This window comes from Bacillus cereus group sp. MYBK220-1 (genome assembly GCF_051916445.1).
GTDB classification, from domain to species: Bacteria; Bacillota; Bacilli; order Bacillales; family Bacillaceae_G; genus Bacillus_A; species Bacillus_A cereus.
Genome location: NZ_JBQAGQ010000012.1, coordinates 48,013 through 68,136, shown reverse-complemented (window position 1 = coordinate 68,136; position 20,124 = coordinate 48,013). Strand labels below are relative to the sequence as shown.

Sequence of the window (20,124 nt, the reverse complement as noted above, 5' to 3'; positions counted from 1 at the left end):
ATGGATTTTTTCACTTATAAATTTGCAACATCTTCTTCTTTTTTACTATTATTTAAAGCACTATGTTTTCGGCTATATAAGAAGTAAACCGCTATACCAATAACCATCCATATCCCAAAACTAATCCATGCTGTCCCCGATAATTGAAGCATTAAGTATAAACAGAAGATCACTGTTAATGCTGGTAAAAATGGTACAAGCGGAGCCTTAAATGCCCTTGGTAAGTCTGGATGTGTTCTTCTCATTACGATTACCGCAACAGCTACGAGTGCAAATGCTGACAATGTCCCCATATTTACAAGATGTGCTAAAACATTTAAATCTATTAATCCTGAAATCAGTGCCGCAATAATTCCCGTTGTCCATGTATTTAAAAATGGCGTTTTAAATTTCGGATGAACTTTAGCAAGACGTTTCGGCAGTAAACCATCTCGGCTCATCGCATAAGAAACACGAACTTGCCCATACATCATAACTAGCATTACTGTTGTAATTCCTGTAATTGCTCCTACCGAAATTACCCCCGCTAAACCATCTTGTCCAATAAATTGAAGTGCAAAAGCAACTGGATCTGATATATTTAGCTGTCCGTATGGAACAATTCCTGTCAAAATAAGCGAAACAACGATATAAAGAACTGTACAAATTAATAACGATGCAATAATACCAATTGGTAAATCACGTTGCGGACGTTTCACTTCTTCTGCCGCTGTTGAAACTGCATCAAATCCTATAAATGCGAAGAATACTGTAGCCGCTCCAGCCATTACACCATCTAAACCAAATGGCATAAAAGGCGTCCAGTTTTCAGGTTTCACATAATTAAAACCAGCAAAGATAAAAATAAGAACAACTGCTATTTTAATAAATACCATAATGTTATTTACTCGTGCACTTTCACGAACACCCCTAGATAAAAGAACTGTCATCACTAAAATAATTAGAACTGCAGGTAGATCAATTATTCCACCCTTACCTGTACCAGGAGCCGAGGAGAGAATAGTCGGAATATGAATTCCAAACCCCTTTAATAAAGATTGAAAATATGCAGACCAACCGTTCGCTACAGCAGATGTAGCAAGTAAATATTCCAGCATTAAGTCCCAGCCAATTAAAAATGCGAATACTTCCCCCATCGTCGCGTATGTATACGTATACACACTGCCCGAGACAGGAACTGAAGAAGCAAATTCAGCATAACAAAATGCAGCAAAGGCACAAGCTAGAGCGGCAATCGCAAATGATAATATAATAGCTGGCCCAGAATGTTTCGCTGCCACAACACCCGTTAGAACAAAAATACCAGTTCCAACAATTGCTCCGATTCCAAGCATAGTTAAATCTAGCGCGCCCAATGTTCTTGCTAACGTTTTTTGCTTACTTTCTTGCATTAACTTTGCAATTGGCTTCTTTTGAAAAATTTGCTTCATCTTTCACTCCTCCAAGTTTTAAATTTTCTGAAAATTTTTAATTCGCTTTTTTATTTTACTCATTACGCTTTTCCTAGTCAATACTTTTGTCGAAACAAGTAGAAATTCTTCTGAATATGCACGCCCCTTATTATTCTTTCTATATATCTTTCCATTATTTTTTTGGTATTATTATACATGTCGATTCCGTGAAAAAGGCATGCCCCCTTATTGAGAGCATGCCTTTTTTACTTATTTCACAGTATATGAACCTTGTTCAATCCAGCTATACATATACTTTTCATCTTCTGTTTCATGTGCTTGTTTTACAATACGAAGCGGACGGAATGTGTCTATCATAACAGCTAATTCAAGCGTCTCTTTCTTCCCTATACTTGCCTCTGTTTTCCCCGGATGCGGCCCATGGGGAATCCCGCTCGGATGAAGTGTAATAGAACCTTCTTCCACACCTTTGCGACTCATAAAGTTTCCTTCTACATAGTAAAGAACTTCATCACTATTAACATTACTATGATAATATGGTGCCGGAATTGACTCTGGATGATAATCGTATAAACGTGGTACGAAAGAACAAATAACAAAATTATGTCCTTCAAATGTTTGATGTACTGGCGGTGGCTGATGAATGCGCCCTGTAATTGGTTCAAAATCCTCTACATTAAATACCCACGGATATAAATAGCCATCCCATCCCACAACATCTAACGGGTGGTGTCCTAAAACATGTTTATGCATATAGCCTCTTGATTTTGTCATTACGACAAACTCGCCTTTTTCATCATATGTCTCTAATTTTTCTGGACCACGAAGATCTCTTTCACAAAACGGACTATGCTCTAACAATTGTCCGTATTCATTTCGATAACGACGCGGCGTTGTAATTTGGCTATTCGCCTCTACAACAAGAAACTTAGTCTCTCCTTCATCTGGAATAACACGATAAATCGTTCCAATTGGAATCGTTACATAGTCGCCTTTTCTATAGTGAATCGTTCCAAACATCGTTTCAATTTTCCCTGTTCCATAATGAACAAATAACATTTCGTCGCCATCACCATTACGATAGAAATAATCCATTTTTTCTGTTGGACTCACTACTCCAATTAATAAATCTTCATTTCCAAGTATGAAATTCCGTCCACTTATTGCATCACCACTTTTTTTACTTTCTTTCGTTCGAAAGTGGCGATGAGAAAGAGCAACATCCTCTTCATACTGCAACTGACAAGAATGCGATAATGCAGAATGACCTACTTCTGTCGGCATATAATGATGATACAAAATAGACTGCGTACCAGAAAAACCTTTTGTTCCCATTACCTGTTCACGATAAAGCGATCCATCTTTTTTACGAAATTGTACATGTCGTTTATGAGGTAGTTCTCCCATGTGACGATAAAACATGCCCATCACCCGCTTCCTTTTCTTTTTTGATCGTATTACGTAGTGTACCTAAACCAGTAATCGACAGTTCTACAACATCTCCATCTTGTAGCCACTCTTCTGTACCCAGTTCTAAAATACATCCTGTTCCTACTGTCCCAGAACCAATCACATCTCCTGGATATAACGTAACGTCCTCTGAAGCACGTTCAATCATTTCAGCAAATGTATAGTAAATATCTTGGAAGTTTCCTTTTGATAATAGTTTTCCATTTACATGAGCAGTCATTTCTAAATTATATCGATCACCATTACGATAAACGTCTAATTCCTCTTTCGTAACAAGATGTGCTCCTAAAGAAGTTGCAAAGTCTTTTCCTTTCGCTGGACCGAGACCTACTTTCATTTCTGTTGCTTGTAAGTCTCTCGCACTCCAGTCGTTCATAATACAATAACCAAAAATATATTCCTCTGCTTGCTCACGAGAAATATTTCGCCCTTCTCTTCCTATTACGCAAGCAATCTCCAACTCATAATCAAGCTTTTTAGACTTTTTCGGACCAATTACAAAATCACTGGAACCAATTACAGCACGATGATTAGTAAAATAAAAAACCGGAATATCATACCATTCAGGCACAACATCTAATCCTCTTCGTCCGCGAGCTGTTTTTACATGTTGTTCAAATGCGTAAAAATCTCGAATACTACTCGGATTAGGAAGAGCAGCTGTCAATTGTACTTCTTCTAAAGCATATATACCCTTATTTGGATTCTTAATATTCCGCACTACTTCTACATACTCATCCGCTTTCTCTAAAAAAGCAATCATAGAAGAAGGGATTTTCCCTTCACTAGCAAGATTCATATCTATTACTTTGTCACCTTCAAGCCATCCAGCCCGTAGTTCTTTTGAAGGAAGACGAAATGTAACAAATTTCATCCTGATTCCTCCTTATAAAAATGAAATTTCCACCAGCAAAGGGACTTTTGCTGGTGGATACAAATCTTATAAGTTTCCGCGACGCTCTTGTTCTCTTTCAATTGATTCGAATAACGCTTTAAAGTTTCCTTCACCAAATCCACGAGAACCTTTACGTTGAATGATTTCAATAAATAAAGTCGGGCGATCTACAATTGGTTTCGTAAAGATTTGTAGTAAGTAACCTTCATCATCACGATCTACTAAGATCTTTAATTCTTTTAACTTATCAATTTCTTCATCGATTTTTCCAACTCGTGCAGTTAACTCATCATAATAAGTATCAGGTGTATCTAAAAACTCCACACCATTTGCACGAAGCGCTTCAACTGTTTTAACAATATCACTTGTTAATAAAGCAAGATGTTGTACACCAGCTCCATTATAGAATTCTAGATACTCTTGAATTTGTGACTTTCTCTTTCCATCTGCTGGTTCGTTAATAGGAAACTTAATACGACTTCCATTCGTCATAACTTTCGACATTAACGCCGAATACTCTGTACTAATATCGTCATCATCAAAATGAATCATTTGTTTAAAGCCCATAACATTCTCGTAATAACTAACCCACTCTTCCATTTTTTCAACATTACCAACTACATGATCAACAGCAATTAAACCAGACTCTTCAAATGGAATATTAAATTCTACCTTTTGGAATCCTGGCATAAATGCCCCTTTATAATTTTTACGCTCTACAAGCGTATGAATTGTATCACCATACGTACCAATAACTGCTTTTTTCAATGTACCGTCCTCATCTGTTAATTCCTGCGGTGGAGCAATTGCGACGGCACCACGTTTCACTGCTTCTGAGTATGCTTTATCAACATCATCAACAAGTAGTGCCACATCCTTCACGCCATCACCATGAGTCTTTACAAACTCTGCAATACGATTTTCACTACTTAAAGCTCCAGACACAACGAAACGCATATTTTTTTGCACAAGAACATAAGAGACCTTTTCACGGTTTCCAGTTTCTAATCCAGAGTAAGCCACAATTTTGAATCCGAACGCTCTCGCAAGATAATAACTCGATTGCTTTGCATTCCCTACGTAAAATTCCAAATGATCTACATCACGTACTGGAAAAAAGTCCTCCATTTGTGCAGCTAGCGTATCCATAGATTTTTGTTTCATAATATCTTCATCCCCCTGTAAATAGATTAAATGGTCCATACTTAAAACCAACCGAAAACGCTTCCAACATTAATTAATAGAAATTAGTTAGCAAGCTAACAAATTCTGACCTTTAAAATTTTCTATCTTTTCTGTCAAATTCCTCTTTTTTTCTTACATATAAAATTCGACTTTTTTCTCTTTGAAATAAAGCGGGATTTTATTCAGTGGATTTTTGATTATTCGTTGAATCAAGTTTCAACCGCAGCGTTTAATTAGCCATGAATGCTGGATAATGAGGTAACTTTAATACTTGAGGGGATATAAGAAGAATATAAAAAAGACTCCAACATATTAACTACTTACTAATACGTTAGAGTCTTTATTTTTTTTGAATGATTGTATTTATATATCTCATACTAATACATTTGCAAGGAATAGAATAAATGATGTTAATATTACTGCTCCACCTAAGGATCCTAATAAATCTGTTTTTGTTACTTGAAACACTTGTTCACTGTTCATATCCCTCATTCTCCTTCCTTTTTTGTTTGATTTAAAACTTCTATTATACTAATACACTTGATAAAAATACGATTAATGCTGTTAATACTACCGCTCCACTTGCTGATCCTACGAAGTCACCTTTTGTTACTTGTAATACTTGCTCTTTCATATCTTTCATTCTCCCTTCTTTTTCCTTTGTTACAAAGCTTCTATTATACTAATACGCTTGATAGAAATACGATTAACGCTGTTAATACTACTGCTCCACTTGCTGATCCTACGAAGTCACCTTTTGTTACTTGTAATACTTGCTCTTTCATATCTTTCATTCTCCCTTCTTTTTTCTTTTGTTACAAAGCTTCTATTATACTAATACGCTTGATAGAAATACGATTAACGCTGTTAATACTACCGCTCCACTTGCTGATCCTACGAAGTCACCTTTTGTTACTTGTAATACTTGCTCTTTCATATCTTTCATTCTCCCTTCTTTTTCTTTTGTTACAAAACTTCTATTATACTAATACGCTTGATAGAAATACGATTAATGCTGTTAATACTACCGCTCCACTTGCTGATCCTACGAAATCACCTTTTGTTACTTGTAATACTTGCTCTTTCATATCATTTATCCTCCCTTTTTATAAGTTATCTATATGTAATTTCTAAGAAATGTTTATTTCATAGTTTTTATGTTAACGTTACATTAATTTTGATAACGTAACGTTTGTAACATTAATGTAACATAACTATTATTACGTTGCAATATAATTACGTAAAATTTATTACACTTTTTTTACGTTTTTTTATAATAACCCTCAAAAACCTTTATTTAATGCGTTTTTCACTAAGTTCACGTTTGTAACATTCGTGTAACATTACAGTCATAAAGTGAAATGTATTCATATTCCTCTCTATTTTTGTTACAAATCGTTTATTTAGTGACACTAAACCTATCTAATCTTTACTTACTTTTAATATGAGATAAAATACCGTCTTTCCAAGATAAGTTTATATGTTTCCTCTATATAACTATGTATAATAAAAACAAAGAGGTGGTCATTTTGAAATTAATCGCATTAGATATGGATGGTACACTACTATCATCTAATCTTGAAATCTCCAAAGAAAACCTACAAGCAATCCAAACTGCACAAGAAGCTGGTCATATTGTAATGATCTGTTCTGGTCGTGCGAAAGAGGATGCTTTAAAGCTATTGGAAGAATATAAATTATCTCTTCCAGTCGGAGCGAGCAATGGGGCTATTGTTTATGTGGATGGAAAAGTAATTAACTCGCGTTGTATACAAAACGACAAAGTGTACAAACTTGCAAAATTACTAGAATCTGAAGGTTTCCCATATAAGCTATATACGAATAAAGGAGTTTATTCTCCATATACATGGCAAGATCAAGTGATGCAAGCATTCGAAGAAAATAAGCATGCGCTTGATGTTACATTAGAGGAACTTGAACGAATTACAGAAAAGCAAAAGAAATCGAACCTAATTACTGATTTCAAAAAAATAGAAGATGTTGTAAATAACCAAGAACTAGAAATATCTAAATTCTTCATTTTAACGTTTAATGCAGCGCATCGCGCACAACTATTAAGTATATTACAAGAAGATGCTGATATTATGGTTACAGCATCAGCTCCTACTAACTTAGAAATTATGGATAAGAATGGACATAAAGGAAACGGGATACAGCAGATGGCAGCTCATTTTAATATCCCTATTGAAGATACAGTTGCTATTGGTGATAATTTTAATGATGTACCGATGTTAGAAGTAGCAGGCTTATCTGTTGCAATGGGCAACGCTGAAGAAGATGTAAAAAAGCTATGTGATGTTGTAACACTAACAAACAATGAACATGGTGTTGCTCACGCAATCGAGCAATTTGTATTGAAACAAACTTCATCTAGTAAATAAAAAAGGACTCTTTCAATTTGAAAGAGTCCTTTTTTATACGTGATGACAAGCAACAAAATGCTCTGCACCAACATTACGGAATTCTGGTACTATTTTTTTACAAACATCCGTCGCAAATGGGCAACGTGTATGAAAACGACAGCCCGAAGGTGGATTTGCTGGACTTGGAATATCCCCTTCTAGTATAATTCGCTCTCGCTTCACTGTTGGATCTGGTATTGGAACAGCTGATAACAATGCTTTCGTATAAGGATGTAGCGGATTGGTAAATAACTCATCACGCGGTGCTGTCTCCACAATCGTACCTAAATACATAATTCCGATTTTCGTACATAAATGTTCTACTACACTTAAATCATGCGAAATGAATAAATAAGATAATCCCTTTTTCTCTTGTAACTCACTAAATAAATTAATAATTTGTGCTTGGATAGATACATCTAGTGCCGCCACAGGTTCATCAGCTACAATAAATTCCGGATTTAATACCATAGCTCTTGCGATTACGATACGCTGACGTTGTCCACCAGAAAATTCATGGGGATACCGGTCAATATGATAAGGAGCTAACCCACATAACTCCAATACTTCAATTACCTTTTCACGAACATTTTCTTTCGTCGCTAATCCGTGGGCCAACATTGGCTCTCCAAGCGCTTCTCCAATTCTCATTCTCGGATTTAATGAGCTAAATGGATCTTGGAAAACGAGCTGCATATTAGGGCGATGTTTTCTTAATTCATCCTTGGATAAAGAATGAACATCTTTCCCTTTAAACTTCACTTCTCCCTCCGTTTTTTGAACGAGGCGTAAAATTGTTTTTCCTATTGTTGTTTTTCCGCTCCCTGATTCGCCAACGAGACCAAACACTTCACCTTTATTAATAGTAAAACTTACTCCATCAACCGCTTTTACATGCCCAATTGTTCTACTAAATACGCCACCCTTAATTGGAAAATATGTCTTTAGATTTTTCACCTCTAATAATGGTTCACTCATTGTTCCGCACGCTCCTCATATAGCCAGCAAGCTACTTTATGATTTTCATCATTTACATTTAGATTTGGGGCTTCTTTTCCACATATTCCCATACAATGCTCGCAACGCCCACTAAAGTAGCAAAACTCACCTAAACCAACTAAATTCGGAACTTGCCCTGGAATAGAATATAGTTTATCTATTCGTTTTCCCATTACTGGTTTTGATTTCAATAATCCTTTCGTATAAGGATGTTTTGGATTTTGGAATATCTCTAGTACTGGGGCTTCTTCAATAACTTTCCCGCCATACATAACGACAACATAATCAGCCATTTCCGCTACGACACCTAAGTCATGTGTAATTAATAAAATCGACGTTTTAAATTCTTCTTTCACTTGTCTTAGTAGATCCAATATTTGAGCCTGAATAGTAACATCAAGAGCTGTTGTTGGTTCATCCGCAATTAATAACTTAGGATTACAACTAAGTGCAACAGCAATCATAATACGTTGTAACATCCCGCCGCTCAGTTCATGCGGATAAGAATGGACGATTTCATCAGCGCGGGCTATGCCAACTTTACGAATTAACTCAATTGCCTTCTTATATGCTTCATTTTTACTAAGTAATTCATGCTCCCTTAACGTTTCTACAATTTGCTCTCCTACAGTGAAGACGGGGTTTAGCGATGTCATCGGTTCTTGGAAAATCATCGCAATATCATTCCCTCGTAAACTACGAAGCTCTTTCTCTTTCATTCCTAAAAGACTTTTTCCTTCATATAAAATATCTCCACCTACTACACTGCCTGATTCAGCAATAAGTCCCATAATAGATAACGCCGTTACACTTTTTCCACAACCAGATTCACCTACAACACAAACAGTTTCACCTTCTCGAACAGAAAAACTAACATGATTCACAGCTTTTACTGTCCCTTCTTCTGTCTGAAAGTGTGTTTGTAAATCTTTCAGCTCTACTACCGCTTTACTCATATCTCCTCACCTACCGTCTCATCTTTGGATCTAATGCATCACGAAGTGCATCACCAAGTAAATTAATTGATACAACTGTTATAAAGATTGCAAAACCAGGCGGAATCCATAACCATGGACGCTTTTGGAAATCGATTAATGAGTTAGCTGCGCTAATCATGTTCCCCCATGATGGTGTAGGTGGAACGACTCCGAGACCTAAGTAACTTAGTGCGGATTCTCCCAAAATAGAACCTGCAACACCTAATGTAGATACGACAATTAAAATGGGTAAAACATTAGGTATTAAGTGATATATAATTTTCCGGTAATCTTTTATTCCTAACACATCCGCAGCTTGCATAAATGCTTGCTCCCTAAGTGATAAAATTTGCCCTCTTACAAGGCGTGCAAGCCCTGGCCAACCTACTAAACTTAAAATAATCATAATGACATACAAACGATAATCAGACGGTACTTTCCACTCTGATAAAATCGCACCCATTATAATAAGTAACGGTAATCCTGGCATCGACATTAAAATATCTGCAAGTCGCATAATAATATTGTCCACAATACCACGATAAAAACCTGCAATCGCTCCTAATAAAGCTCCAAGTATAACCGATAAAACCATTGAAGCTAAACCAATGGTTAATGAAATACGTCCCGCTTGCATAAGCCTTGTTAAAATATCTCTTCCTAATTGATCTGTACCAAGCCAATGAGAAAAACTAGGTGGTTTGTTAATGAGCGCAACTTGTATTTTTCCTGATGCATATGGAGAAAAGAACGGACCGATAAAACAAAATAAAAACATAAAAATTAATGCATAAAACCCTACAAGTGCCATCTTATTTTTCTTTATCTTTTTAAAAGCTTGTCGCCATGGTGATGATTCATTTCTTCTCTTTTTTTCTTTTTTTTCTGTAATTACTGTAACAGTCTCCATTTCTTTCCCCCCTTACTTCAACCGAATTCTTGGATCAACAACTGCATATACGATATCTGCTAAAAAGTTTGAAACGATTGTTAAACAAGAAAGAAACATCGTAAATGCCATCAATACTGTATAGTCACGGAAATTTAATGCTTCTAATTGAATATTACCAATCCCTGGCCAGTTAAAAATTTGTTCAATAATAATTGCCCCAGAAAACAATCCAGGTAATTCAAATGCTAATAACGTAATTGCCGGTAAAATTGCATTTTTTAATGCATGCTTATAAATAACCGTCTTCTCCTTCAAACCTTTCGCTCTTGCTGTTCGTATGTAATCTTGTCTTACAACCTCTAACATACTTGTTCTAAAATAACGAGTTAGCGAGCCGACCCCAAGAAGTGTCAAAATAAATACTGGTAAAATCATATGTTTTGCAACTTCTATCACGTAAGCAAATCCTGTTGAATTACTGCCAACATCAATCATTCCACCTATCGGTAATAACTTAAAGTCAACCGCAAACACCTTAATTAAAAACAAACCGATAAAGAATGAAGGGAATGACATTGCTGCAAAAACACCGATTGTTACAAGTTTATCGAATAAAGAATGTTGCTTCGTCGCCGAGAATACACCGATAATAAGTGCAATTAGCCAAATAAAAAACAATGCAATAATTGCTACACTAAAAGAATTCCAAATAAATTTATTTAATAATGACGTTACAGGCTCTTGATATTGAAGCGAAAAGCCAAAGTCCCCTTGCAATGCATTACCTAACCAATGAAAATAACGCTCAACAATTGGTTTGTTCAACCCATATAACTCCCTCAGTTCAGCTGCTCTTTCCGGTGTAATTTTCGGGTTTGAATCAATATAATCCCCAGGAAGAAGTGCGGACAGGACGAAGATAATAATTGATGTACCAAGCAGTGTAGGAATCATTTGTAACAACCTACGAACAATATATGTTTTCACCCTTTTTCTCTCCAATCTTATGCTTAAAATAGAAGAACATTTTTTCAAAGCGGCACATTACTAACCGAATGAAAAAATGTCTTCTACTTATACATTCTTATCGTTATTTTTCAAATGATAATACTGGTAAGTTTGCACTAATACTGTTGTACTTTTCAGGATCAATTCCTTTTATATTCCCGTTATAACCAGTAATTGTTCTACGGTAGTTTAATAGAATTACTGGTGGATCATCACTTAATTCTTTATACAATTCTTTATAAATAGGTTTACGCTTTTCGATATCTACAGTTTCAATACCTTTTTGAATTAGCTCATCTACTTTTGCATTCTTATAACCAAGACTAGTTTCATTTGCAGTAGACAAATATTCACCAGCTGTTTCACTCGGATCACTTGTAATCGGTGTCGAAACAGAAGCTAAATCATAATCCCCTTTGTTTACCTTAGAAAGCATCGTATTAAAGTCCATAAATTCAGGATTAAACTCTACACCTATTTCTTTATAATTCTCTTTCGCAATCGGAATTAATAAATCACTATCTTTAGCCGAACTTGGACCGAAATAAGAAAGTTTTAATTTTTGACCATCTTTTTCACGAATTCCATCCGAACCAACTTTCCACCCTGCTTCATCTAATAATTTTTTCGCTTTTTCTTTATCGTATTCGTATTTATTAACTCCTTCTTCCGTATAAGCCCAAGAAGTTGGATGAATTGGTACATTGGCTACTGTACCGTATCCTTTTAACGCTGTATCAACATATTTTTTGCGGTCTAATCCGTAAATAAGTGCTTGGCGAACCTTTTTATCCTTTAAGTAAGGCTTATTATTATTCATATAAATATAACTAAATGACGGTGCTGTTTCAATTTGGATATTTGCGAATTCTAAAGCCTTAGCCTGTTCAATAACCTCATCACCAGTACCTAAGCCAGTATGGTCAACTTCTCCTGTTTGGAATAACTGAAGCTTCGTATCACCAGAAGTAATTTTATAAATGAAGTTTTGAATTTTTGGTTTACCCGCATAATAATTTTCGTTTGCTACAAAACGAACTTCTTGACCTGGAATATACTTTTCAAATTTATATGGACCCGCAGCTAATGGCTTTCCATATAAATCTTTTAAGTAATCTAAGCTTGTATTTTGCTTATAATCTTTTCCATAATAAGCTTTTGATAGTACTGTACCTCCTAAAACAAATATAGCTTGTGAATTCACTTTTTCAGTTGTAATTTTAATTGTTTGTGGATCAACAACTTGAATACCTTCAATTGAAGTTGCTTTCCCTTCTTTATATTCTTTACCACCTTTAACCGCATATTGAGAGATATCTACTTCACCTTCATATGCCTTATCATGTAAAAGCGTCAATGTGAAAGCTACATCATCCGCCGTTAATGGCGATCCATCACTAAATTTCAAATCTTTACGTAAATGGAATGTATATGTTAACTGATCAGAAGAAACGTCCCACTTCTCAGCTAATTCTGGAATTGGTTTCCCTTGTTTATCGGTTGATACGAGAGATGCAAAAATAACTGAAGTTACGTTTCCATCCCAACCATTTTGTTGGAAGTATGGCAAAAATACGCCGCCTGGCTTACTAATACCAACTACTAACGTATCTTTTCTATTCTTCGCTTTGTCTGGCACTTTCGTTTTATCTGTCGCAGCGATCTTTTCAATTTTCACATTTTTTAAATCCTGCTGTTTAACCGGCTCTGTAGAAGCCGCGTCCTCCTGTCCCCCACAAGCAGACAACACAAGCGAACTACTTATTAATACCGAAAATACACCAGCCCATTTTTTTGTCTTTTTCTTCATTGTCCCCACCCTAACTTTTTATGATTATACCCTCTGAACGAATTACCTTATGTATGCCTCCCACAGCAACATTTATAGCCAATCGGAAAAGTCGGTTTTAATCGTAAAAAAATAGATGTTTTTGAGGGGTAACAATCTTATTCCGACCTTTCCGGTAGACTTTATGGTTATTAGCTTATATCGTTCATTATGTTTTGTCAATTCTTTCTAAATAAATATTTTGAGAATTTTTCCAAAATTATCACTCTACATTTATACTTTAAGAAAACTCAGCTATAATTCGTATTAAAACTTAAAAATCTACTTCTATTCCTTCAGCATGAAACATAGAATACTAATAACCAATTACAAAAAAGGGGGCGAAAATATGGACAACCTATTCCAATACGTCCTGCACTACGTATTATTAACAATTATGATAGTCGGAGCGCTATTACTATTCCCGTTCTTCCCAAAGTTCGTCCTCTTTTTAGCTTTTTTTATCATGCTCGGGATCGCTATTATAATTTCAACGAGAGAAGATGCCACGCAAAAAGAGAGCAGAGTTCAGCGCGTAAAGCTGTAACTTTGCTCTCTTTTTGTTTTCATTCACTAGTCTCTGTTACACATATTTATTCCGCTATTTGCCGGGCAGTAAGACCCCCTCTGATTAAAGTTTCACTTTATCTCTCGGGAAATAATTAGCCTTTGTTTTTGTAATTACTCCTATCGAAAAACCACTAATGACATTTATTTTTCAGCTTATCATTTTCATATGTTTCACAAACTATGAAAATTAAGGAAAATGGATTTATCTAAGTTACTGTTTCACGTGAAACACATCGCTTCATTTAACCTTTAAAGCAAAATATCATTATGAAAAAAGCCACTTCCTCCAGCAAAACTGAAAGGAAGTGGCTTTCTACTCATTACTCCACCATATTCTCTAATTCATTATATAAATCTGCTCGTAACAACTCTTTCTTCGTTTTTTCCTCATATAATTTTTCAAGTCTTTCAACATCAGCTACATATTCCATTTCACTTTCTAATGCATATATATCTTCTTCTATATGCATTAACTCGTTTTCAATCTCCGCAAAACTTCTAGAATCTTTCTTTTTTATAGAGATTGCTTCAACACTTTTTCTTCCATGGTGCTTATGCTTTATTACTTCCTCCTCAAGCTTTTCTTCCCACTTTTGACGAGCCCATGCATAGTTTCCTGCAAACTCAAATAATTTGCATCTATCAATCCAGTACGTCTTTTCAAATAACTTATTTAAAAAATAGCGATCGTGTGAAACAGCTAAAATCGTTCCGTTATATTGCTCAAGGGCTTCCTCTAAAACTTCCCTTGATTCAATATCAAGATGGTTTGTCGGCTCATCTAAAATTAGAAAATTGATGTCTTGATACATAAGTTGCGCAAGTCTTAATCTCATTTTTTCTCCACCACTAAGTTGCGTTACTTTCTTAAATACTGCTGGACCATAAAACAAAAACTTAGCTAATATATGTCTTGCTTCTCCCTCTGTTACAGCCACATTCTCTCTGAATGCTTCCAATACATTACTCTTCATATTTTCATATGCATGTTGTGATAAATAACCAATTTTGACACTACTACCAATTCGAATTTCACCAACGTCTGGATTTATTTCTTCTAATAGTAGTTTTAATAATGTAGTCTTTCCTGTACCATTACGACCAACGATAGCAGCACGCTCTTGAAAACGAACATGTAAATTCGCTTGTTCAAATAAAGATCGGCCAGCAAAACCTTTACTCACTTCTTTCATTACAACAACATCTTTTCCGCTTCTCTCTTGCCCTTCAAACTGAAGACCCATCTGTTTTCTTTCTAAAATCGGCCTCTTTAATTTCTCTATACGCTCTAACGCACGTTCCATATTCCTCGCTCTTTTATGCAACCCTTCATTCGGAGGATTCGCTTGATTTGCCCATTCACGTAGGCGCTTAATTGCTTCTTTCATTTTCTTTATTTTCTTTTGCTGCTCTTGATAAGCTTGAAACTCTTGAAGTAATCTTTCTTCCTTCTCCTCAACGAACTGAGAATAATTCGTATGGTACACGTGAATCTCTCCATCTTCCAAATCAAAAATTTTCGTTACAACTTCATCAAGGAAATAGCGATCGTGTGAAATAACCATAACTGTTCCATTATATTCTTTTAAAAATTTCTCTAACCATTCAACTGCAAACAAATCTAAATGATTTGTTGGTTCATCTAATAGAAGTAAATCTGGTTTCTGCAATAGCATATATGCAAGGCTTACTTTCGTCTGTTCTCCTCCACTTAATTCCGTAAATACTCTTGGAAATAAGTCTGTTACTTGTAAGCCATTTGCTACCTTCATTATATTTGCCTCTATTTCATAACCACCGAGAAATGCAAATTTTTCTTGAATTATTCCGTACCTCTCCATTAGCTTTTGCAAAGAAGATTGTTCCTGCTCCTCCGCCATATTTTTTTCTAAAGCATGCATTTCTTTTTCTAATTCCTTTTCTACTTTAAAAGCAGAACTCAATACATCATATACAGTCATAACCTCATCAAACTTCGGAATTTGTGCGACATGACCAATACGTGTACCTTTCTTCATATGAATGGCTCCTGCATCCAAACTCTCCATTCCAGTTAGAAGCCCAAAGATTGTTGTCTTCCCACTACCGTTACGACCAACTAATCCAACACGTTCACCATTCTTTATTTCAAGCGATATATTTTCAAATATGGTGTTTCCACCAAAAGATTTCGTTACATTATTTACACTACAAATAGTCATTTTCCGTACTCCTTTCAATATAAAAAACCATGAGAAAGAAACATTCCCCATGGTTTTTCGGCATAGAAAAAGGAAGCCAAATAGCTCCCTTTTCACACGTTTATTAAAAATGGGTGAAGAGATTTCTATCGTTCAATAGTCACTATGCAATTGTTAAAAAAGGGCATACGTATCCCGTTAACAACTACATCATGAAAAATCGCACGACAAAAATAGATAAAATCTAAAAATTTGGCACGTGCAGCTAAAGAACGTTTCATCTCATTCACCCCTTTCGTACGGAATTTAATACTTACTTCTTTATTATACTTTCCAATTTCATGTTTGAATAGTCATTTTTCTGAAAATAATGAAGATAGACTAAACATTTCAATAAGTGACATCAAATCTTACAAAACTGTTATGTTCACGTAATGGAAAGCGATAGTACGAAAAGATGCCTCCCTATACAATAAAGATGTAAACAAGCGAGACAAACAAAAGGAGGAAACAAACATGATGAAAGAAATCGTAAAAGCAATCTTTGAGGTATTAGTGAACGGACAAGCAGTTGTAAAAGAACTAAATGAACTATAAAAAGGAGTGAAGAAATATGATGAACATGGTGAAAATGATTTTACACGCTTTAGTCGATGCAAAAGCAGTTAGCCAAGAATTAAACCAACAATAAAAAGGGGTATATGAATATGAAGAAAGCCATTATTATAATTGCAAGCACAGCAATTACCTTATACACAATAAAAAAGAGAAAAAAGAAAAATAATGAAAATGTTCTATATTATCCATACACGCTATTAGAGAAAAAATAAAAGACAAGGTACCCTATCGTAATGAGGATATCTTGTCTTTTATTTTTCCCCTATTCCTTTAGAGGATTTCCTTCTCCTTTTCCCGAATGTATTAAGCGGGATTTTTACACATATTTTAAAGGGGCATATATACAAATGGATACACAACAACTATATTTTTTAAACGATATCGGTAAACAAAAACCAGAAAGTATTCGGAATAGAAGCGCTGCATGTCCATTTTGCGATAAAGAACAATTAACGGATATTTTAGCAACTGATGGTTCTATTATTTGGTTAAAAAATAAATTTCCTACATTACAAGATACATTTCAAACAGTGTTAATCGAAACCGATAATTGCGAAGATCATATCGCAACATATACAGAAGAACATATGAGAAAATTAATGCAATTTTCTATTCAACATTGGTTACACTTACAGAAGAACGAAGAGTTCGCATCTGTGATTTTATATAAAAATCACGGTCCATTTTCAGGTGGAAGTTTGCATCATGCACACATGCAAATTATCGGAATGAAATATGTAGATTATCTTGAAAATATTGAAGAAGAAAATTTCCAAGGGTTAATTGTTCAAAAAAATGAATGCATTGAGTTTAATATTTCAGAGCGTCCCATTATTGGCTTCACTGAATTCAATATAATCATTGATAACATTTCATATATAGATGAAATGGCAAATTACATTCAGCAAACTGTACGTTACATACTGACAGATTTCCATAAAGGATGCAGTAGTTATAACTTATTCTTCTATTACTTAAATGGAAAAATCATTTGTAAAGTTGTACCTAGATTTGTCGTTTCACCATTGTATGTAGGATATAAAATACCGCAAGTTTCTACAAAACTAGAAGAGGTGAAAATACAACTCACGCAGTATTTCACGAAAGAAAAGGATGAAATTATTCATAAAAAAACAGAGTAGGTATAGAAAACCTACTCTTTAATTACACCTTTATTTCGATAGTACACATCTTCTAATCCGATGTTATACTTCATGTTATTATCCGTCCACTCTGGCCCTAAATTCCCTGGCCATCCAGATGTATTCGCTATATATTTCAGTAATGCAAAATCAGTCAAACCTTTTTGCACCCCACGCTTATATCCTTTCATTAAATGCGGCATTGCAATTTGCGCATTTGTACGTGGATCTTTCAGCTCATCATCAGTTAAATGCTCTGGTGCAAGCCCGCCGCCGCGGTGTAGTTGAAACAATCCGAATGAAGTTCCATTATCTCCAACACTTCTTGGATTTAATCGACTTTCATGCTCGGCAATTGCAAGAGGTATCCATTCTGGAAGATTTACTTTCTTCGCTTCCTCTATAATGATTTGTTTCATCTGTTTTGCTTCTTCTGAATCAACATAGCTTGTTCCATTCACTAGCTTATCCATTCCTTCAGACTTTCCTTGGAAATATAAATATACTCCAAGAACAACTAAAAATCCTACAAAGAATTTCTTCACTACCTCTACCTCTTTCTCCGCTGAAATTTGTCCCCTTTCAGCCTTCCCTTTACAATTACCTACATTCTATTACTCTTTTATCATAGCAAATAACTATACATATTATCATCATGCTTTAGACCGATTTTGTGAAAAAACAGCTGGTAAATACGTACAAAAATGTAACTTTCATAGACTATAACGCATTTATTGTATATAATTGTAAACTGAACTCTATATATAGAATAGGAGCATACAAAATGAAAAAATGCCTAACACTCTTGTTCAGCATTTTACTACTCATCCCTACCTACACCTCTGCACAAACATCATCAAAACCAAAAGTACTTGTTTTGTATAGTACACAAGACGATAAATTTTCAAATAATGTCCAAATCCTTAATACTCAATTAGGACATTTTACAAATGATATAACCGTAAAAAACTTAAAAGAAGCAACTTCAATTAATAACGTATCCTCCTATACACATATTGTTTATATCGGTGAAACAAAAGAAGCGTTTTCTGATGAAACGAAACAATTTCTAGAAAACTTCTCCGGCCCTGTATTAGTATTAGGACAAAATGTTGAACAATTATCTAAGCGTTTTTCTTTCATTACTTTGAATAGTGATGATATACGAGTTAATAAAATTGAATATCCAGACAAGAAGCTAAAAAATACCTTAGAGGAGGAACGATTAATTCAATCATTTGATACGAATGGAACTGTGCTTGCTAACGCCTTAAGCTCAAATAACACTAATCCACTAATTGTTCAGCATGAAACATCTTATTATGTTGCAACACCTAACCTCTTTGACTGGATGTCTCATTACGTCGGTGAAATGTTATTTTCTTATTTCGGCCAAAAACCAACGAAAAATAAAGTTGAAGCTTATTTACGCCTTGAGGATGTTCACCCAGCAGCAGATATAAATCAATTGAAAGAAATTGCTGAATTACTAAAAGAGAAAAAGATGCCTTACATGATTACTGTTATTCCGGTATATAAAGATCCAGATACAGGAAAGATAATACATTTAAAAGATAGACCAGAACTAGTTGATCTTTTACGCTCTATGCAAGATGATGGTGCAGCAATTATTATGCATGGTTATACTCACCAATTTTATGACAGTGAAACAGGTGAGGGCTTTGAATTTTGGGATGTAAAAACAGATCAACCAATTCGCCAACCGAAGCATGAAAAACCGAAGACAAAAGATGACTTTCCAAATATAGAGGCATATAACCAATATGTAAAAAAAGGGGAAGAATTCGAGGAAAAATATACGAAAGATCATATCGAAAAAGGAATTCAAGAACTTGTAGATGCTAAACTATATCCTGTTGCCTTTGAAGCACCTCATTACACGATGTCTCAAAAAGGATATGAAATATTATCAAGGTACTTTTCAACTTATGTAGGACAACTACAGTTAAATGATACAACTTGGAAATCCATGCACTCACCATATTATACAAGTACTCCGTCATTTTTACATGGAATGAAACTATTGCCTGAAACAGTCGGATTTATTGAAGAAGATACGCCACAAACTATTGCTAAAATGAAAGAACGTGCTCTATCTGTTTCTAAATTATCAGATGGAGTTATTGGTGCATTCTATCATCCTTACTTAGGTGTGAAACCATTAAAAGAAGTATTAAAGGATCTAGAAAGTATTCCAAATATAGAATGGATTGATTTACAAAAGGAAAAGAATGAAGTAAAAATGAAAGATATTCATATTACGACGAATAAAGACGGCATTCACGTCGAAAAACCAACCCGTGCGAATGACATAATTGATTATATAAAGCAATATGGCTTCTTCCTTATACTGGGGTTCGTTATCATTGTCTTTCTTTTATTATTAAAACGTGCGAAAAAATTAGAATCCTAATACAAAACCACCGAGCGGAACGCTCGGTGGTTTTTTTCATATATCAAACCGTGGCATTTTATTAAATAAATTCAACTTTTACTTTTTCCGT

22 protein-coding genes are annotated in these 20,124 nt (G+C 34.9%); 5 read left to right on the top strand and 17 right to left on the bottom strand.

What is annotated here, in order from left to right; all coding sequences use genetic code 11:
• Positions 1-14: 14 nt before the first annotated feature.
• From ACTFRU_RS28175 to ACTFRU_RS28135, 9 genes are all read right to left on the bottom strand, one after another.
• On the bottom strand, positions 15-1,430 hold the full coding sequence (locus tag ACTFRU_RS28175) for an amino acid permease (RefSeq protein WP_000809361.1): 1,416 nt from the start codon (positions 1,428-1,430) through the stop codon (positions 15-17).
• A 231-nt stretch (positions 1,431-1,661) separates the two neighbouring features.
• Positions 1,662-2,834 (bottom strand): homogentisate 1,2-dioxygenase, encoded by a 1,173-nt coding sequence (locus tag ACTFRU_RS28170; protein WP_013141710.1) that lies wholly within the window; start codon positions 2,832-2,834, stop codon positions 1,662-1,664.
• Positions 2,800-3,756: a fumarylacetoacetate hydrolase family protein gene (locus tag ACTFRU_RS28165; protein ID WP_000674004.1), complete on the bottom strand. Its 957-nt coding sequence runs from the start codon at positions 3,754-3,756 to the stop codon at positions 2,800-2,802. The genes ACTFRU_RS28170 and ACTFRU_RS28165 overlap by 35 nt, the downstream gene beginning before the upstream one ends.
• A 66-nt stretch (positions 3,757-3,822) precedes the next feature.
• On the bottom strand, positions 3,823-4,941 hold the full coding sequence (hppD, locus tag ACTFRU_RS28160; protein WP_000810922.1) for a 4-hydroxyphenylpyruvate dioxygenase: 1,119 nt from the start codon (positions 4,939-4,941) through the stop codon (positions 3,823-3,825).
• A gap of 393 nt (positions 4,942-5,334) precedes the next feature.
• Positions 5,335-5,445, bottom strand: coding sequence for a DUF3948 family protein (locus ACTFRU_RS28155; RefSeq protein WP_001083690.1), 111 nt, complete (start codon positions 5,443-5,445; stop codon positions 5,335-5,337).
• Positions 5,446-5,488: 43 nt separating this feature from the next.
• Entirely contained in the window at positions 5,489-5,596 is a 108-nt protein-coding gene (locus ACTFRU_RS28150; RefSeq protein ID WP_000664237.1) for a DUF3948 family protein, read from the bottom strand.
• Positions 5,597-5,639: 43 nt separating this feature from the next.
• Positions 5,640-5,756 carry a DUF3948 family protein gene (locus ACTFRU_RS28145; protein WP_000654250.1) on the bottom strand — a complete coding sequence of 39 codons (117 nt, stop codon included), beginning with the start codon at positions 5,754-5,756 and terminating at the stop codon, positions 5,640-5,642.
• Positions 5,757-5,791: 35 nt separating this feature from the next.
• Entirely contained in the window at positions 5,792-5,908 is a 117-nt protein-coding gene (locus ACTFRU_RS28140) for a DUF3948 family protein (RefSeq protein WP_000654250.1), read from the bottom strand.
• A gap of 34 nt (positions 5,909-5,942) precedes the next feature.
• Complete coding sequence (locus tag ACTFRU_RS28135) at positions 5,943-6,050, bottom strand: DUF3948 family protein (protein WP_000664237.1); 108 nt, start codon at positions 6,048-6,050, stop codon at positions 5,943-5,945.
• A gap of 441 nt (positions 6,051-6,491) precedes the next feature.
• Here ACTFRU_RS28135 and ACTFRU_RS28130 point away from each other — a divergent pair, with 441 nt between their 5' ends.
• Complete coding sequence (locus ACTFRU_RS28130) at positions 6,492-7,364, top strand: Cof-type HAD-IIB family hydrolase (protein ID WP_000766421.1); 873 nt, start codon at positions 6,492-6,494, stop codon at positions 7,362-7,364.
• Positions 7,365-7,397: 33 nt separating this feature from the next.
• Here the strand turns inward: ACTFRU_RS28130 and ACTFRU_RS28125 are convergent, their stop codons facing one another.
• The 5 genes from ACTFRU_RS28125 to ACTFRU_RS28105 all read right to left on the bottom strand — a co-directional run bounded on the left by ACTFRU_RS28125 (position 7,398) and on the right by ACTFRU_RS28105 (position 13,071).
• A complete protein-coding gene (locus ACTFRU_RS28125; RefSeq protein ID WP_001294518.1) occupies positions 7,398-8,363 on the bottom strand; it encodes an ABC transporter ATP-binding protein in 966 nt (321 codons plus the stop codon).
• Positions 8,360-9,340, bottom strand: coding sequence for an ABC transporter ATP-binding protein (locus ACTFRU_RS28120; protein ID WP_086411323.1), 981 nt, complete (start codon positions 9,338-9,340; stop codon positions 8,360-8,362). Before ACTFRU_RS28120 ends, ACTFRU_RS28125 begins: the two co-directional genes overlap by 4 nt.
• A 10-nt stretch (positions 9,341-9,350) precedes the next feature.
• Positions 9,351-10,271, bottom strand: a complete 921-nt coding sequence (opp4C, locus tag ACTFRU_RS28115; protein WP_000451077.1) for an oligopeptide ABC transporter permease — start codon at positions 10,269-10,271, stop codon at positions 9,351-9,353.
• 12 nt (positions 10,272-10,283) lie between these two features.
• Positions 10,284-11,240 carry an ABC transporter permease gene (locus tag ACTFRU_RS28110; protein ID WP_440037993.1) on the bottom strand — a complete coding sequence of 319 codons (957 nt, stop codon included), beginning with the start codon at positions 11,238-11,240 and terminating at the stop codon, positions 10,284-10,286.
• A 103-nt stretch (positions 11,241-11,343) separates the two neighbouring features.
• Positions 11,344-13,071, bottom strand: coding sequence for an ABC transporter substrate-binding protein (locus ACTFRU_RS28105; protein WP_440037992.1), 1,728 nt, complete (start codon positions 13,069-13,071; stop codon positions 11,344-11,346).
• A gap of 367 nt (positions 13,072-13,438) precedes the next feature.
• Between ACTFRU_RS28105 and ACTFRU_RS28100 the strand changes: the two genes are divergently transcribed.
• Positions 13,439-13,636, top strand: coding sequence for a hypothetical protein (locus ACTFRU_RS28100; protein ID WP_000369254.1), 198 nt, complete (start codon positions 13,439-13,441; stop codon positions 13,634-13,636).
• Positions 13,637-13,979: 343 nt separating this feature from the next.
• Here the strand turns inward: ACTFRU_RS28100 and abc-f are convergent, their stop codons facing one another.
• Positions 13,980-15,860: a ribosomal protection-like ABC-F family protein gene (abc-f, locus tag ACTFRU_RS28095; protein ID WP_290102081.1), complete on the bottom strand. Its 1,881-nt coding sequence runs from the start codon at positions 15,858-15,860 to the stop codon at positions 13,980-13,982.
• A 125-nt stretch (positions 15,861-15,985) separates the two neighbouring features.
• Complete coding sequence (locus ACTFRU_RS28090) at positions 15,986-16,120, bottom strand: RAxF-45 family protein (RefSeq protein ID WP_000830643.1); 135 nt, start codon at positions 16,118-16,120, stop codon at positions 15,986-15,988.
• 420 nt (positions 16,121-16,540) lie between these two features.
• Between ACTFRU_RS28090 and ACTFRU_RS28085 the strand changes: the two genes are divergently transcribed.
• Positions 16,541-16,669 (top strand): hypothetical protein, encoded by a 129-nt coding sequence (locus ACTFRU_RS28085; protein WP_002023099.1) that lies wholly within the window; start codon positions 16,541-16,543, stop codon positions 16,667-16,669.
• A 135-nt stretch (positions 16,670-16,804) separates the two neighbouring features.
• Positions 16,805-17,599 carry a DUF4931 domain-containing protein gene (locus ACTFRU_RS28080; RefSeq protein WP_290102080.1) on the top strand — a complete coding sequence of 265 codons (795 nt, stop codon included), beginning with the start codon at positions 16,805-16,807 and terminating at the stop codon, positions 17,597-17,599.
• An 11-nt stretch (positions 17,600-17,610) separates the two neighbouring features.
• Here ACTFRU_RS28080 and ACTFRU_RS28075 read toward each other — a convergent pair whose 3' ends face one another.
• Positions 17,611-18,144 carry a transglycosylase SLT domain-containing protein gene (locus ACTFRU_RS28075; RefSeq protein WP_000713249.1) on the bottom strand — a complete coding sequence of 178 codons (534 nt, stop codon included), beginning with the start codon at positions 18,142-18,144 and terminating at the stop codon, positions 17,611-17,613.
• Positions 18,145-18,383: 239 nt separating this feature from the next.
• Here ACTFRU_RS28075 and ACTFRU_RS28070 point away from each other — a divergent pair, with 239 nt between their 5' ends.
• Positions 18,384-20,033, top strand: a complete 1,650-nt coding sequence (locus ACTFRU_RS28070) for a polysaccharide deacetylase family protein (RefSeq protein ID WP_290102079.1) — start codon at positions 18,384-18,386, stop codon at positions 20,031-20,033.
• Positions 20,034-20,124 lie beyond the last annotated feature (91 nt).